The sequence below is a fragment of the Chryseobacterium sp. 14P4.3.2 genome (assembly GCF_057799275.1).
Window position 1 is genome coordinate 122,277 of the sequence record NZ_JBYOKO010000014.1, and the last position, 15,486, is coordinate 137,762.

The following is a 15,486-nucleotide window of genomic DNA, read 5'->3' on the forward strand; positions in this document are numbered from 1 at the left end:
TATTATTTAAAAGATGAATGAGAATACAATTATCTCCACTATTGTTTATACCTTTCTGGCATTTACTTTACTGGCCGTTACCCTGATCCTATTTTATTATTTTTCAAATAAGAAAATAACCAGAAATCTTATTGAGAAAAAAGAACTGGAAGTCAGGTACGAGAAAGACCTTACCCATGCAATTATCAGCGCTCAGGAAAAAGAAAGATTGCGGATCGCACAGGATCTGCATGATGATATCAGTTCAAAACTAAGTGTTGTCTCTTTAAATATCCATCTGCTGGATTACGAAAATGCCACAAGAGAAGAATATAACGAACTGAAAAATAAAATAATACATTTGGTCAACAAAACAGCAGAAAGTGCCAGGCAAATCTCACACGATTTGCTTCCTCCTATTTTAGAGAAATTTGGACTGCATGCAGCGATAGATGCATTATGTTCTGAAATTAATCTTTCTAAGACCATACAGATTTCCTATTCCAGCAGTCTGTACTTTGCAAAAGCAGAAAATGAAAAAAATTTGCATATCTTTAGAATAGTTCAGGAGCTGATCAATAATTCTATAAAACATGGTGAAAGCACCCATATTGAAATAGAATTTATAGGAAAAGATGGAAAAAACACCTGCATTTATAAAGATGACGGCAAAGGATTTAATCTTGATGAAGATACTTTGAAAGGAGGATTGGGCCTTCGGAATATCAGAAGCCGCGTAGAACTGATTAATGGTACTTTGAAAATTGAAAGTGAAAACAGAAAAGGAATTACAGTAGAATTTACATTTTAAATAATTAATAAGATGCAAAAGGATATAATTCGGGTAATAGCGGTAGATGATGAAGCCCTGTTTCGTCAGGGAGTCTCATTGTTGCTACAGAGAGAGAAAGATATTGAGCTCGTCAGTGATTTCAGCAATGGTAAAGAGCTGCTTGATGAGCTGTCAGCCCTTGAAGAGCTTCCGGATATCATTCTCATGGATCTTAATATGCCGGAAGTTAACGGAGTAGAAGCTACCAAGCAGATCCACATCAAATATCCTCAGATAAAGATTATTGCACTCACCAGTTATAATACAAAAGCTTTTATTGTGAATATGATCCAGTCAGGGGCCTGTTCTTTTCTTAAAAAAAATTCGACTCCTTCGGAATTGCTCAATGCGATTCGGGAAGTACATGATAAAGGTTTTTTTTATAATAATGAAGTACTGGAAGCATTACATCAAAACCTTACAGAACCCAAAAAGAAAGTGTCCAGTATTTTTGATGCCAATCATATTTCCAAAAGAGAAAAAGAAGTATTGGAATTAATCTGCAAACAATACAGTACCTCTGAAATTGCAGACCAGCTTTTTTTAAGTTCAAGAACTGTTGAAGGTCACCGCAATAGTCTCTTACTGAAAACCGGAGCCAAAAATACAGCCGGTTTAGTTGTTTACGCAATTGAAAGCAAAATTGCAGATATGAACTATCTGAAAGACCGGTTTGAATAAAGTTAGATTAGTTTTCACACAGAAACGATATAGAAGCTTTAAAATAATCCAATTTTAAAATCAAATTAAACCTCTGAAAATTAGTATTTTGGAGGTCTTTATTTTTCTAACTTTCATTCAATTTTTTAACTTTGTGAAGGTTATATCGTTCAGAGTGCCGGATAAATGAATTAGCCTGAATTTGAATATCAGAAGGTATAACTACTTTGATGAAAAATAGAAAACGTCCTGATAGAAAGGTTTTGGAATAAAATGAAATGTAATTAGGGAAAACCTCAGATTTGAAATGATTTACTTGTAAAAAATGTTTCAAGCTACATTTAATATTTGCTTGTTATTATTGATTAAAATTATTAATTTTGTTAAAAACGATAGATAATAGTAATTGATAAATATGAGAAAGGTTTTTACGAAGCTGGCTTTTGCTGTGTTAGGATTAGGTTCTGTATTAACGTATGCACAGAAAAGTGATCTGGGTGCCTGGTATATGTACTTTGGGAATAATAAGATCAGTAAGAAACTGAACTGGCATAACGAAATCCAGTACCGGAATTTTGATGGTATCGGAGATCTGGAACAGCTTTTAGTACGTACAGGAATTGGATATGACCTGACAGAAAATAACAATAATGTTTTGTTGGGATATGGTTTCATTCTGAGTCAGCCTTATGTAAACGGAGAAAAAAAAGAAAATATTGAACATAGAATTTTCCAGCAGTATATTACAAAACAGAAGTTCGGACGCTTTAATATTCAGCACCGATATCGCTTAGAAGAACGTTTTCTGGAAGATGATTTTAGAATGAGATTTCGATATATGTTAGGTTTCAATATTCCGATTACTAAGAAAGAGATGCTTCCCAAAACACTGTATGCATCCGTATATAATGAGATCTTTCTTCATTTCAACAGTCCGGTTTTCGATAGGAACAGAGTATATGGCGCTTTAGGCTATGTAATTAATAAAAATATGAGAATAGAAGCAGGATACATGAACCAGATTCAGGAAAATAAGAATCGCGGACAGATTCAGATCGGTTTTTATAATAATATTCCATTTACTAAAAACTGATCATAACAATTACTGCTGAAGATCCTGATGATGACGATTATTTGAAAACAACAAATAAGTAATAAACACAATAAAATAAACACTTATGCATTCGGGAAAAAGGTTTGGCGCAGGGGAGTTCATCAGCTGGACGAGGCGCAGTATTTATGCTTTAATTGTTTTGTCAGCAATTCCAACGGTTTTGTACTTTTTAGGCTGGACATTCCTTTCAGTACCCTGGCAGCCAATCGCTATTTTGGGAACAGCTGTAGCCTTTATTGTAGGATTTAAAAACAATGCCAGTTACAGCAGATTATGGGAAGCAAGACAGATTTATGGCGCCATCATTAATGACAGCCGGAGTTTTGGGTATATCCTTAGAGATGCTCTTATCTCAAAAGGCTCACAAAAAGTAAAGGACATGTTTCTTCGCCATTATGCATGGCTTACTGCGCTAAGGTTTCAGCTTCGTGAGCCCAGAGCCTGGGAAAACATGGGAACCGCACAGTTTGACGAATACTCCAAAAAATATGAAATTCCGGAAAGGATGACAAAATTGGATGAAGAGCTGAAAAAATACCTTTCTGAAAATGAACTTCAGTATATTTTAAGTAAGAAAAACAGAGCTACCCAATTAATGGCCATCCAAAGCAAAGAGCTGTCTGAAGCATACCAAAAAGGGGAGATCAATGACTTTCAGTGGACGCAGATCAATCAGCAATTAGTGAAACTTACCGATAGTCAGGGAAAAGCTGAAAGAATAAAAAATTTCCCATATCCAAGAAACTTTTCCTCCATTACCACTTACCTTTTGCTCTTATTTATTGTTTTTGTCCCTTTCGGCTTACTCAAAGAATTTGGTAAATTGGGAGAAGGTACTGTGGTAGAAGGATGGACACTTTGGTTTAATATTCCTTTCTCATTATTGGTGACATGGTGTTTTCATACTTTAGACAGTGTCGGAGAAGCCTCTGTAAACCCTTTTGAAGGAAGCCCGAATGATGTCCCGATTACCCAGATAAGCCGTACCATAGAAATAGATATGAGGGATATGCTGGATGAATCTGATCTTCCTCCGGCAATTGCTCCTAAGAATAATATTGTGCTGTAATCGGACAGCTTCAAAAAAATAATACTTAAAAAAACGATATCAAAAATGATTCACAGCTATGTTATAATATCCATTGTAGTCTTACTGTCTGTAATGATATTAGTCATGATTGGGCAGAAACTGAAAGTGGCTTATCCTATTTTTCTTGTGATCGCAGGATTACTGATAAGCTTTATTCCGGGAATGCCGCGTATAGAGATAGAACCGGATTTGGTTTTTCTTATTTTTCTGCCGCCTATTTTGTTTGAGGCAGCATGGTTTACTTCATGGCAGGACTTTCATAAATGGAGAAAGCAGATTTTTTCTATGGCTTTCGGGCTGGTATTCCTTACCTCAATAGTCGTTGCTTATCTTTCATCTTCCATTATTCCGGGGCTGACAGTGGCTATGGGGTTCCTGCTGGGAGGAGTAAATTCGCCACCGGATGCAGTAGCAGCCACTTCTGTGTTGAAGCATATGAAAATACCGAAAAAGATTACCAGTATTCTTGAAGGTGAAAGCCTTATCAATGATGCTTCCAGCTTAATTGTATTTAAATTTGCACTTGCAGCAGTTATTTCAGGACAGTTTATCTGGAGAGATGCTGTTCAGGATTTCTTTACTATGGCTATCGGAGGAATTGCTGTGGGAGTAGCAGTAGGTTTTCTGTTTGGAGCATTGCTGAGGATTATTCCGACCAACTCCAATATTGACACCATTATCACCCTTATTGTACCGTACATTATGTATGTAGGAGCAGAACATTTTCATTTTTCCGGGGTGCTTTCAGTAGTAGCGGGAGGACTGTTGATGTCTTATAATTCGCATTGCTATCTGAGCCATACTTCAAGAATTCAGTCAGGGAATGTCTGGAGTGTACTGATATTTCTGATGAATACCATTATCTTTATTCTTATCGGTTTAGAACTTCCTATAGTAGTGGAAGGAATGAAAGAATACACCATTTCTGAAGGAATATTTTACAGTGTGGTCATTGGTGGAGCTATCATCGGAACCAGAATATTATACAGCTATGCATTAATGTATTTCCCAAGAGTCTGTTCTAAAGAACTAAGATTGAAAGTTCCCAAACCGGATTGGCGGGAGCCTTTTATCATCAGTTTTGCAGCGATGAGAGGAGTCGTTTCACTGGCTGCAGCACTTTCTATTCCAGCTTTTCTTCCGAATGGAGATGTATTTCCCCATAGAAATATCATTTTATTCGTAACTTTCGTTATCATATTGATCACTTTAGTAGGACAGGGATTATTATTGAGCCCGATTTTGAAACTGCTGAATATTCAGGATGCAGGAAGCGAGCTGCCGGAAGAGAAACAGGAGGTGATTCTGATGCGTAAATTGAAAGAGGCCGCTTTACATAAACTTGATAATGACTTTTCTGAACTGGCTGTATCTAATAGTCTTGTACGCCACCAAAAGCATAAGCTCGAAAATGAAATGATGTTGATGGCAGATAAAGCTCAATGTATGGCCTCAACTGGAGATTATGTCACCGCAGTGAATGAAAATAAAAATGTCCTGCGTCAGATTATTCAGGCACAGAGAAATGAGCTCCATAGAATGAAAAGAGAGAAAATATTCGATGATCATGTGATGAGAACCATTGAAATGCAGTTGGACTTTGATGAAGCAAAGATCACCGGGTTTTCTCATGGATAGACTCCGTTTTTAGATATAAAAAATATCGTGGTCAGACGTTGAAAAAGGATCCGACTGTAGTTTTAAAATTAAAAAGATGAATACACCTATCACCGTTCAGTATACAGTAAATGCTCCAGCCGAAAGAATCTGGAATGCATTGACTAATAAGATTGAAATGAAATCCTGGTATTTCGATATCCCGGATTTTGAATTGAAAAAAGGACACCTGTTTAATTTTTATGAACCCGGTGGCGAAAATAAATACCATCACCAGTGCGAAATTATAGAAATTGTACCCCATAAGAAATTAAAACATACATGGTCTTATCCGGATTTTTCTGATCTGAAAACAGTGGTAACATGGGAACTCTCGTCCGGAGAAAAAGGAACTGTTGTAAAGTTAACCCATGAAGGAATTGAAAACTTCAAAGACCTTGGAGAAGGTTTTTCTAGAGAAAATTTCACAGGAGGATGGAATACAATTATTGGGCAGAGTTTAAAAGAGTATTTAGAAAATTATCACGATGATCAAATTACAGCCTTTCAAAACTGAAGATATTCAGATGCTCATTTCCAGGATACCAGATAAGCGAGCACTTCTTCAGTTTGCAGGTCCTATGTACAGTTTCCCTCTTACGGAAGATCAGTTGAAAAAAGACCTTTCTGATGAGAACAGAACCTTGTTCAAAATCATTGACGAAACCGATCAGAATGCAATAGGACATGCTCAGATATTTTTAAAAGAAAATACTTTTCTTCTCGGAAGAATACTGATCTGGAATGAAAATAACCGTGGAAAAGGTTACGGAAAGAAAACAGTACAGGAGCTGCTGAAATACGGTTTCCGTAATTTTGATAGAGAAACAGCAGAACTCAATGTATACGATTGGAATAGGGGAGCAATTGAGTGCTATAAAAAAGTAGGTTTTGAGATTGATCCTGATGTCATGAGCGAAGTAAGTATTGATCATGAAATATGGATTTCAGTCAATATGAAAATTAATAAGAACCGTTTTGACTTTTAAAAAGTATGGCATTATTTACACCAATCCGTCCTGTACTCTGGACAGAAAGTATAGACGAAACGATTACTTTTTATACCATGATTTTAGGGTTTACCCTGGTGGGAAAAAATGACGATTGGGGATGGGCGTCACTCCGTAAAGACGAAGTGGAGATTATGATTTCCCAAAATGCATATGAAAAGCTTAATGGAATAGGCTTTACAGGCTCTTTCTATTTCAATGTTGATCATGTTGATGAGCTTTGGGAAGATCTTAAAGCCAAAACAAAAATATGTTATGAAATTGAAACTTTTGAATGGGAAATGAGAGAATTTGGAGTCTATGACAACAATGGTTATCTACTACAATTCGGGCAGTCTGTCGATAATATTGGCAAGACGGAATAAAATTTGCTATTTTTGGGGAAATATTTAGAAAATCAATGAAAAAAAATATAATAGCGGGTTTCGCAGCAATTCTACTACTGGCGTCTTGTAATAAGGACAAAGAGATCCTTAATACCTTAAATACGTATAATACTTCAATGGAATCAAAAGGATATCACTTTGGTGATAAACTGGAACTTCCAAAGGAGGTCACAGAAAATGCAGAAAGCGTAACCATCAGCTTTGGTGACAAAGAAACTTCCAATTTAGCCATTGATCCGAAATTTTTCACATTGGGAGATAATGCGGTTACATTCAATATCAAAAAAAAGGGAGGAGAAGTACTGAATCAGGATGCCACAATCAATGTATTTGCAAAAAATCCTGAACAAAATATTTCTTACCAGATTATTGCAGAATATCCTCATGATCCCAAAAATTTCGTGCAAGGATTCCAGGTTGAAGGAAATACAATCTATGAAAGTGACGGACAGAACGGATCTTCACAGATTTTAAAATACACATTGGGAACAACAACTCCTCTTGCATCTACAAAGCAGGCTAAAGAAGATTTTTCTGAAGGAAGCACCATTGTAGGAGATAAAGTATACCAGTTGACGTGGCAAAGCAAAAAAGGATATATCTATGATAAAAGTTCTTTAAAACTGCTTTCAGAATTCCCTTACCCAAATGTATTGGGAGAAGGATGGGGGTTAACGTATGATGGGAAAAATCTGATTGCATCAGATGGAAGCAAGCTTTTGTATTTCCTTGATCCGGCTGATCCTTCGAAAGTAGTGAAATACATTGCCGTAGCAGGAAGCTCTCAGGCATATGACCAACTGAACGAACTGGAATATCACAACGGATTTATCTATGCGAATGTATGGCAGAAACCAATTATTTTAAAGATCAATCCTGCAAATGGAGAAGTAGTAGGAACATTTGACTTCACAGAAATTGCAAAGCAAAATACAAAAGGGAGTGATGATGTACTGAACGGAATTGCCTTTAAAGGAGAAAATATGCTGGTAACAGGTAAAAACTGGCCAAAAATCTATGAAGTTCAGATCAAATAATTTGAAATAACAGTTTATTTATAGAAAATAGCGTTCCCTAGGGTGCGCTATTTTTATAGTTACAGATCAATTTTAGTATTTTTGAAGAATGATAAGAAATTTTATAAAACTAAATATACTGGCCGGTTTTGCAGCTGTTCTTTTGCTGTCATCATGCAAAAAAAACGAGAAGATGATGGATACTCTGGCTGATTACAATAATTCAAAAGAAAAAAAAGGATATCATTTCGGAGATAAACTTAGTCTTCCCAAAGAAGTTACCGATAATGCAGAATCCATTACATTAAGTGTTGAAGATCAGGAAAGTTCCGGCTTGCTGATTGATCCCAAACTTTTCACATTGGGAGACAATAATGTAATCTTTATGATTAAAACCAAAAGCGGAGAAACCTTGAATCAGGATGCTACAATCAACGTATTTGCAAAAAATCCTGAACAAAATATTTCCTATCAGATTATTGCAGAATATCCGCATGATCCCAATAACTTTGTTGAAGGTTTCCTGGCAGAAGGAAATACAATCTATGAAAGTGACGGATTGGAAAAAGCATCCCAGCTTATAAAATATACACTAGGGTCAAAGGTACCTGCTATCATTGAAAAGCAGCCACCTGAAATTTTCTCCGAAGGCTGCGCTGTAGTGGGGGATAAAATTTACCAGTTAACCTATAGAAATAAAATTGGTTTTATCTACGATAAAAATACACTAAAAAAACTTTCAGAATTTCCTTTGCCAAATGTAATTGGAGAGGGGTGGGGGCTTACCTATGACGGGAAAAACCTTGTGGCCACCGATGGCTCAAAAAATCTTTATTTTCTGGATGTGAATGACCCTTCAAAAGTGGTGAAGAAAGTGTCTGTAGCCGGGAACAAAACAACCTACGATAACCTGAATGAACTGGAATATCATAACGGATTTATTTATTCGAATGTATGGCATAACCCTATTATATTAAAGATTAATCCTGCAACCGGAGAAGCTGTAGGTAAGTTTGATTTCACCAAACTCACAAAGGAAAACAATCATGGTGATAGTGAAAACGTTTTAAACGGAATAGCCTTTAAAGGAGAGAATATGCTCATCACAGGAAAAAAGTGGGCCAAAATCTATGAAGTTGCGATTAAATAAAATAAACGCAGCTGAATGATTATAGATCCCAAAGATCAAATTGATTATTTCAGTTTTCATGAATATTAAAAAAAATTAGATCAGATTTGGCGGCCTTTTAGATGAAATTATTTTTCTGTATATTGAACACATTAAAAAAACAGAGTGAAGTTTTTAAACTTATTATTTTTTTTCCTTTTCTGTACAGCTTCGGCACAGAATATTATTCCTTTAGATACTTTAAAACTTAAGGAAGCCAAAGATATGCTGGCCGATGACTATGGAAATCTGTATATCTATAAAAACAAAGATTTTAGTCTTACCAAATATGATTCCTTAGGAAAACAGATCGGAAAAATGATGCTTACCGTACCCTATAAAGTGCAAAGTGTACAGAATCCGCTGAATGTCTCTTTATTTTCAGAAAATGCTCAGGAGATGAAATTTGTGGACCAAAACATGAATGAGATTCAGCGTATTGATTTTAAGCAGAAATTTGGTTTTATCAGAATGGCTTATGCTGAAGATTTGCAGCAATTATGGTTATTGGATGACAGTACAAAACGCCTGATACAATATAATTTCAGAAATGATACTACCATCAATTCATATCCGTTTGATGTAAGCTTTGAAGATTTGATGGACCTCCTGGTTTATGAAAGTAAAGTCTATATTTTAACAAGAAAACATATCAGGATCTATAACCTTAAATTTGAAAAACTCTTTGAAGCTCCTATCGATAACGGAAAAAGATTCAGGAGAGAGAATGATAACATTCTGGTTATTGCCAATAATCTGATTTCAAAATACGTTCCTGAAAAAGGTATGACAACCATTTTTGATGATCCGGATGCACAAATTGTGGATAAAAATATCCTCTCTTATTTTGAAATCAAGGGTAACAAACTCTATCTTTACAGCCTTGAAAAAGTAAAAAAAGCCAAGCAGCTGAAACAATTGGAAATTCAGCCGGAATCTATAGAAAAACCTAAAGTAAATCCGGATGAACAAACAGCGGGAAAACCTTCAGACAATACATTAGGAGAACTGATTGAAGAGGTTTCCGACCTTCAGACTGCCGGCGTAGAAAAGCTTGTCGATTAATCAGTAAATACAAGGAAAAATAATATGCATATTGCAGTTACAGGAAACATTGGAGCGGGAAAAACGACTTTAACCACAATGCTTTCCAAGCATTACGGATGGGATGCACAATTTGAAGATGTAGATCATAACCCGTATCTGGAGGACTTTTATTCGGATATGAGCAAATGGAGCTTTGCGTTGCAGGTGTACTTCCTGGGAAGCAGATTCCGTCAGGTGAAAGAGATCAGAGAAAGCGGTAAAAATATTATTCAGGACCGTACCATTTATGAAGATGCACACATTTTTGCAGAAAACTTAAATGATATGAACCTTCTTTCTGACAGAGATTTTAATAACTATTCATCGGTTTTTGATCTGATGAAATCATTTGTATCAGCTCCGGATTTATTGATCTATTTAAAATCAGATGTTCCCAATCTGGTAAAGAAAATATATAAAAGAGGACGTGAATATGAAGCGTCAATTAGTATTGAATACCTTTCAAAACTCAATCAGAAATACGAAAAATGGATCTCCGGCTATACAGAAGGTAAACTTCTGATTATTGAAGTGGATGATCTTGATTTTGTAGAAAAACCGGAAGATTTCGGGCTTATTCTGGAAAAGATTGAAGCAGAATTGCACGGATTGTTTTAACAAACATTTATCAGAATGTTAAGACAATCTCAAGAGAATTCTTATTAATTTTGAGATAAGTAAGTTTAATTTTTTAAAGCAATTAAAGATGTTAGTTAAAGTTTTACATAACGGAAACTGTTCGAAATCAAATGCTGTGTTAGAGTACCTTGATGAAAATGGTGTGCCTTTTGAAATCATTAATATCATCGAAGATCCGTTAAGCATTCTGGAGATCAAAACAGTTTTGAAGAAGCTGAATCAAAGCGTTTTTCATATTATCCGTAAAATGGATAAACTATATATGGAAAAGTATGCCGATAAAAACTATTCCGAAGAGGAATGGATTAAGATTTTGTCTGAAAATCCTTCACTGATACAAAGACCTATTCTGGTGAAAGGCTCTGTAGCAATGTTGGGAAGGCCTATTGAAAATGTCAAATTCTTTATTGATAAATAATTAAGAATTAATAAATAATAAAAAAGCCCGTTTTATAAATAAATGGGCTTTTTTGTGCTTTAAAATATATTAAAGACAATATTTGAAATTCGTTAAAAAATAAACCGTATCAAATCTCCAAAGATGGATTTTTATATTAGGTTGATTTTTTTCTGAGAATGGATGGATGTTCATAAAATCGGCTGTCTCAAAGAGACAGCCGATTCATTTTTACAATAGAATAACTCCTTCTATTTTTGCTACTTCTTTATAAATAGTCACAATCTGATTAGCATCCAATACAAATGCGTTGATATTGCAGGCTGTGTATTTTCCATTTTTGCTTTCACGGTTTCCCAATGTAAATTTAATACCATCAAAAACCTTGTAAATTTCAGTTAATTTTGACTGGTCTGTAGGAATAATAAATTTGAATAAATAATCCTCAGGAAAATCGTGATGATCTTCCAGTTTTTCCTTTAAAGACTTATAGAAATCTTCAGGACTTGCGTGTTGATTTCCTTGTAATATATCCATCTGCAATTATTAATATTAATATAAATTTAATGAAAAATTTCCTATTTTCCAAATGGTCCTAGTAAGGACTTGGAGTTCTGGTGCTCATAATCTTCTATGATATTGAAAAGTCCGTTGACAAGCTGTTCAGAAGCAAGCTGGCTTAGCCCTCCTGAGCTTACAGTGTTCTTGTTTCCTCCTAAAAGGCTGCCAAGGAAATTATTTCCGGCCAATGCAGTGTTGACTGTTTTTACAATACCGTATTCATTCAGCTTCTCATCCACTTTAGGAGCAATGGCTGCAATAAGCTGTTGAGAGGTTTTTTCTTTCAGAATCTGTGTGGCAGTAGTTCCCTGGATAATTCTTGTGACGTCCTGAGCGTTCAGACTGTTTACCGCACCCTGTAAAATAGGTTTTGAAGTATTTACCGTGTAAGCAGCTGCCTGTGCGATATAATCCCTTTCCTTAGCGACTAATGAAGGCGCAATCTTCTCCAGCATAGAGTTGATATCTCTGAGCTCTTTTGGAAGAGCTTTATCCACCATGTTATTCTGCAGGAAGGCCTCTTTATTCGCGTAAACCCCCATTCCTTTATCAATACCATTCAAGAGCATCCTTTTAATAATAGAAAGCCCCATGTCGCTTGTCGCCAGGGTGGTACAGGACTGTACCGTAGTGGTAATGACTGCGCCGGTTCCGATAATAAGAGCGGCTGCAATGATGTATTTTTTCATTAATCTTTTTATTGATTTTTTTCTTATTGCTTTTCTCAAAAACTGCACCAAAGGTAAATACTATTCTTTATTTAACAAAATATTAATTTAGGGAGTCAATTTGGTGAATTTTTATGTTAAAATTGCTATTTTCCTATTAAAGATATATTATGTTATTCCATATTGTTTTGAATATAAACTCATAAAAACTGATCCTATTTCATTTTTAATTCAAAAAAAAACAATAGTTGTTAAATTTTTAAGATAATTTAACATGGTGGGATATTTTTTATATTTTTGGCTAATGTCTTTTTTTGAGATTTTAAATAACTCCACTTATTAAGACATATCAAAATTTGATTATTTGAATAAACTCGAAACTATATGAAACAATGTAATTTAAAGTATTCATGCCTTATCGCGGTTTTGTACTTCGGAATGAACGTGAATGCACAGACTACACCTGATTCTGCCAAAGTCCAGAAGATTGACGAGGTGGTAATGATCGGGTATGGTAGTCGTAAAAAAGTAGATAATACAACATCTATCAGCTCCATCAGTGCAGAAGAAGTAACCAGGACAAAAGTATTAAATGCTTCGCAGGCTATCCAGGGTAAAGCAGCAGGGGTACAGGTGACAGCTTCGGATTTACCTGGTTCCACTCCTAGTGTAATGATTAGAGGAATGGGTACAGTACTGGGAGGAAGAGAACCTTTATATGTTGTAGATGGGATGTTTGCCAGTAACATTAATAATATAAACAGTAATGATATTCTTACCTATGATATATTAAAAGACGCGGCTGCACTTGCTATCTATGGAAACAGAGCAGCAAATGGAGTTATTATTATTACAACGAAAGGAGGTAAAGGAAAGTTGAGTGTTTCTTACGACGGACTGATTGGAATTAGAAATCCTTTAAGAACAGTAAAAATGGCAAATGCTTCAGAATTTGCTAACTATAACAATATAGCGTTAGGAATCAATAAATTTTCTCTTAATCAACCTGTAGATACTGACTGGTACAAGCAAATCACAAGAACAGGTATTTACAATCAGCATAATCTTTCGATTTCAGGTTCTTCAGAATCTGTAAAATATTTCTTAAGTTTAAGTAACTATGATGAGCAGTCTATTCTTCGCGGTACGGATTATAACCGTGCAACGATTAGATCAAATAATGAATTTAAAATTGCAAAAGGAGTTACCCTATCACAAAACTTAAGTATTGCTTTCACAAAAGAAACACCAAAACCACTAAATGCTTTTACGACTGCATATAAGCAGTCTCCTATAGTTCCGGTTCGTTATGCATCTGGACAGTTTGGGCTTCCAAGAGTTAACTCCAATGGTGTGGTAGATTATATTGGAAATCAATTTAATAACGTAGGGAATCCTGAAAGCCAGCTATTTTTTGATAATCAGCAAAATAAAGGCATGATTATGCAGGGAGGTCTGAAGTTGGATATTGATATCATGAAAGGATTAAAATTCACTTCTCAGTTTAGTGGTGAATATGGAAATTATAAAGCGTACAATTTTACGGATGCCGTAGCAGTTTGGTTAGCGGCAGATCCTACAAGAGTACCAGGTGATTTTCCAGGGCAAAATGCCAGAAATACTCTTCTTAACAAGAAAGAAGATTATTATAACTGGTCACTTACAAACTACTTAACATATAATAGAAAGTTTGGAGTACATGATATTGAAGCAACGGTAGGTACAGAAGCAACAGTAATCAATGGTGTTGAATCATTAAACCTTACGAGAAGAAATCTTTTATTAACTGACCAAAATTACTGGAATCTTAGTGGCTTTGATTACGTGAATAATGTACAAAATCTAACATCAGTAAAAGGAGACAGAAACACAACAATATCATATTTTGCTAGAGCACAGTATAAACTGATGAACCGTTATCTTTTAAGTGCTACCGTAAGACGAGATGGCTCCTCTCAGTTTGCTGCAGGTCAAAAATGGGGAACGTTCCCATCATTTGGTGCAGGTTGGATAGTGTCTGAAGAAGATTTTATGAAAGATAGCTTCTTTAACCTTTTAAAACTTAGAGGAGGTTGGGGTAGATTAGGGAATCAGAAAGTTCCTTTAAACTACTTATCACTTAGTTCAGGAACAGTTTATAATTATGGTTTTGGAAACAGTAATGCGGTAAGTAACGGAATTACTGTTAATAAAGGATATGATCCGACTTTAGGATGGGAAATTACAGAAGAATCATCAGTAGGACTTGATTTCGCGGTCTTGAATAACAGACTGACAGGTTCGGTAGATGCTTATAACAGGGAGACAAAAAATCTGATTTTAGGGATTTCTAATTTCCTGACTTCAGGGCAGTCAGAAACTTACTATTCTCATATGGGTGCTGTAGTTAATAAAGGATTGGAATTCTCGCTTAACTGGGCTGATAAAGTTGGTGAAAACTGGACTTATTCTGTTGGAGCTAATTATTCATATAATAAAAATAAGCTAACGAAAGTTAATACTGAAAAAAATGTTGCTCAGCTCAGTGGCGGAGATTTGGGTAATGGACAATGGACTAAATTGTTCAATGGATCAACGGTAGGCCATGCATTAGGAAGTTTCTACTTGTGGGAGTTTGACGGATATGATGCAAACGGTGCTATGAAATATAAAGACCTTAATGGAAATGGAGTGACAGGATCTGCAGATGCAGGTGACCGAAAATATTTTGATTCTTATATTCCAAAATCTACTTTAGGTATCAATGTATCTTTAAGCTATAAAAATTGGGATTTTGCTGCTAACGGATATGGTGCTTTTGGTTTTAAAGTCTATAATGGTAAAAAGGCTCAAAGAATCAGCGGGGAAAATATTGAATCTTCAGTAGCTAATGATTACTGGACTCCTACTAATACCAATGCAGCAAATCCTGCACCTACAACTGCAATACCAATTGCATCTACATTTTTCTTAGAAGACGGAGATTATTTTAGAATTAATAATATTTCAGTAGGATATACTATTAAGAATGTAGTGAAAAATGTTAAATCTATAAGATTATATGTTAGTGCTATTAACCCAGTTGTTTGGTCCAAATATTCAGGATATTCTTCTGAATTATCAGGATATAATGCAGCGGATGCAACAGCAGAAGGAAATCCATATAAACTTGCCGGAGTAGAGCTGAACTCATATCCTACATTGAGATCATTTATTTTTGGTTTAAACGTAAACTTTTAGAAAAA

General features: G+C 35.3%; 16 protein-coding genes. 14 read left to right on the top strand and 2 right to left on the bottom strand.

The window, feature by feature from the left end:
* Window positions 1–13: 13 nt before the first annotated feature.
* The 13 genes from AC27VX_RS18470 to AC27VX_RS18530 all read left to right on the top strand — a co-directional run bounded on the left by AC27VX_RS18470 (window position 14) and on the right by AC27VX_RS18530 (window position 11,054).
* On the top strand, window positions 14–790 hold the full coding sequence (locus AC27VX_RS18470) for a sensor histidine kinase (RefSeq protein ID WP_236855007.1): 777 nt from the start codon (window positions 14–16) through the stop codon (window positions 788–790).
* Between the two features lie 12 nt (window positions 791–802).
* A complete protein-coding gene (locus AC27VX_RS18475) occupies window positions 803–1,492 on the top strand; it encodes a response regulator (protein WP_488697181.1) in 690 nt (229 codons plus the stop codon).
* 394 nt (window positions 1,493–1,886) lie between these two features.
* Window positions 1,887–2,564: a DUF2490 domain-containing protein gene (locus AC27VX_RS18480; protein WP_488697183.1), complete on the top strand. Its 678-nt coding sequence runs from the start codon at window positions 1,887–1,889 to the stop codon at window positions 2,562–2,564.
* A gap of 85 nt (window positions 2,565–2,649) precedes the next feature.
* Window positions 2,650–3,654 carry a bestrophin family protein gene (locus tag AC27VX_RS18485; RefSeq protein WP_488697185.1) on the top strand — a complete coding sequence of 335 codons (1,005 nt, stop codon included), beginning with the start codon at window positions 2,650–2,652 and terminating at the stop codon, window positions 3,652–3,654.
* Window positions 3,655–3,699: 45 nt separating this feature from the next.
* Window positions 3,700–5,313, top strand: coding sequence for a Na+/H+ antiporter (locus tag AC27VX_RS18490; RefSeq protein ID WP_488697187.1), 1,614 nt, complete (start codon window positions 3,700–3,702; stop codon window positions 5,311–5,313).
* A 76-nt stretch (window positions 5,314–5,389) separates the two neighbouring features.
* Window positions 5,390–5,848: an SRPBCC family protein gene (locus AC27VX_RS18495; RefSeq protein ID WP_300687084.1), complete on the top strand. Its 459-nt coding sequence runs from the start codon at window positions 5,390–5,392 to the stop codon at window positions 5,846–5,848.
* Complete coding sequence (locus AC27VX_RS18500; RefSeq protein WP_488697189.1) at window positions 5,820–6,320, top strand: GNAT family N-acetyltransferase; 501 nt, start codon at window positions 5,820–5,822, stop codon at window positions 6,318–6,320. Before AC27VX_RS18495 ends, AC27VX_RS18500 begins: the two co-directional genes overlap by 29 nt.
* Window positions 6,321–6,325: 5 nt before the next feature.
* The gene (locus AC27VX_RS18505) at window positions 6,326–6,706 is read left to right on the top strand and encodes a VOC family protein (RefSeq protein WP_488697191.1); all 381 of its coding nucleotides are present in this window, start codon (window positions 6,326–6,328) and stop codon (window positions 6,704–6,706) included.
* A 35-nt stretch (window positions 6,707–6,741) separates the two neighbouring features.
* A complete protein-coding gene (locus AC27VX_RS18510; RefSeq protein WP_300687079.1) occupies window positions 6,742–7,764 on the top strand; it encodes a glutaminyl-peptide cyclotransferase in 1,023 nt (340 codons plus the stop codon).
* Between the two features lie 103 nt (window positions 7,765–7,867).
* A complete protein-coding gene (locus AC27VX_RS18515) occupies window positions 7,868–8,893 on the top strand; it encodes a glutaminyl-peptide cyclotransferase (RefSeq protein WP_488697210.1) in 1,026 nt (341 codons plus the stop codon).
* 144 nt (window positions 8,894–9,037) lie between these two features.
* Complete coding sequence (locus AC27VX_RS18520) at window positions 9,038–9,976, top strand: hypothetical protein (RefSeq protein WP_236854997.1); 939 nt, start codon at window positions 9,038–9,040, stop codon at window positions 9,974–9,976.
* A 24-nt stretch (window positions 9,977–10,000) separates the two neighbouring features.
* Window positions 10,001–10,615 (top strand): deoxynucleoside kinase, encoded by a 615-nt coding sequence (locus AC27VX_RS18525; RefSeq protein WP_236854996.1) that lies wholly within the window; start codon window positions 10,001–10,003, stop codon window positions 10,613–10,615.
* Between the two features lie 88 nt (window positions 10,616–10,703).
* Window positions 10,704–11,054 carry an ArsC/Spx/MgsR family protein gene (locus AC27VX_RS18530; RefSeq protein ID WP_262912473.1) on the top strand — a complete coding sequence of 117 codons (351 nt, stop codon included), beginning with the start codon at window positions 10,704–10,706 and terminating at the stop codon, window positions 11,052–11,054.
* A 210-nt stretch (window positions 11,055–11,264) separates the two neighbouring features.
* On the opposite strand, the gene AC27VX_RS18535 is transcribed toward AC27VX_RS18530, so the two are convergent.
* Both AC27VX_RS18535 and AC27VX_RS18540 read right to left on the bottom strand, forming a co-directional pair.
* A complete protein-coding gene (locus tag AC27VX_RS18535; protein ID WP_236854994.1) occupies window positions 11,265–11,570 on the bottom strand; it encodes a DUF493 family protein in 306 nt (101 codons plus the stop codon).
* Window positions 11,571–11,611: 41 nt separating this feature from the next.
* Window positions 11,612–12,283, bottom strand: coding sequence for a DUF4197 family protein (locus tag AC27VX_RS18540; protein WP_300685995.1), 672 nt, complete (start codon window positions 12,281–12,283; stop codon window positions 11,612–11,614).
* A 363-nt stretch (window positions 12,284–12,646) separates the two neighbouring features.
* On the opposite strand from AC27VX_RS18540, the gene AC27VX_RS18545 reads away from it, so the two are divergent.
* Window positions 12,647–15,481 (top strand): SusC/RagA family TonB-linked outer membrane protein, encoded by a 2,835-nt coding sequence (locus AC27VX_RS18545; RefSeq protein WP_300685994.1) that lies wholly within the window; start codon window positions 12,647–12,649, stop codon window positions 15,479–15,481.
* Window positions 15,482–15,486 lie beyond the last annotated feature (5 nt).

Excerpts from the sequence above, each read along its gene's own strand:
- AC27VX_RS18510 (WP_300687079.1), top strand. The coding sequence starts at position 6,742 with ATGAAAAAAAATATAATAGCGGGTTTCGCAGCAATTCTACTACTGGCG.
- AC27VX_RS18480 (WP_488697183.1), top strand. The coding sequence starts at position 1,887 with ATGAGAAAGGTTTTTACGAAGCTGGCTTTTGCTGTGTTAGGATTAGGT.
- AC27VX_RS18485 (WP_488697185.1), top strand. The coding sequence starts at position 2,650 with ATGCATTCGGGAAAAAGGTTTGGCGCAGGGGAGTTCATCAGCTGGACG.
- AC27VX_RS18495 (WP_300687084.1), top strand. The coding sequence starts at position 5,390 with ATGAATACACCTATCACCGTTCAGTATACAGTAAATGCTCCAGCCGAA.
- AC27VX_RS18490 (WP_488697187.1), top strand. The coding sequence starts at position 3,700 with ATGATTCACAGCTATGTTATAATATCCATTGTAGTCTTACTGTCTGTA.
- AC27VX_RS18545 (WP_300685994.1), top strand. The coding sequence starts at position 12,647 with ATGAAACAATGTAATTTAAAGTATTCATGCCTTATCGCGGTTTTGTAC.
- AC27VX_RS18525 (WP_236854996.1), top strand. The coding sequence starts at position 10,001 with ATGCATATTGCAGTTACAGGAAACATTGGAGCGGGAAAAACGACTTTA.
- AC27VX_RS18535 (WP_236854994.1), bottom strand. The coding sequence starts at position 11,570 with ATGGATATATTACAAGGAAATCAACACGCAAGTCCTGAAGATTTCTAT.
- AC27VX_RS18530 (WP_262912473.1), top strand. The coding sequence starts at position 10,704 with ATGTTAGTTAAAGTTTTACATAACGGAAACTGTTCGAAATCAAATGCT.
- AC27VX_RS18540 (WP_300685995.1), bottom strand. The coding sequence starts at position 12,283 with ATGAAAAAATACATCATTGCAGCCGCTCTTATTATCGGAACCGGCGCA.
- AC27VX_RS18470 (WP_236855007.1), top strand. The coding sequence starts at position 14 with ATGAATGAGAATACAATTATCTCCACTATTGTTTATACCTTTCTGGCA.
- AC27VX_RS18505 (WP_488697191.1), top strand. The coding sequence starts at position 6,326 with ATGGCATTATTTACACCAATCCGTCCTGTACTCTGGACAGAAAGTATA.
- AC27VX_RS18475 (WP_488697181.1), top strand. The coding sequence starts at position 803 with ATGCAAAAGGATATAATTCGGGTAATAGCGGTAGATGATGAAGCCCTG.
- AC27VX_RS18500 (WP_488697189.1), top strand. The coding sequence starts at position 5,820 with ATGATCAAATTACAGCCTTTCAAAACTGAAGATATTCAGATGCTCATT.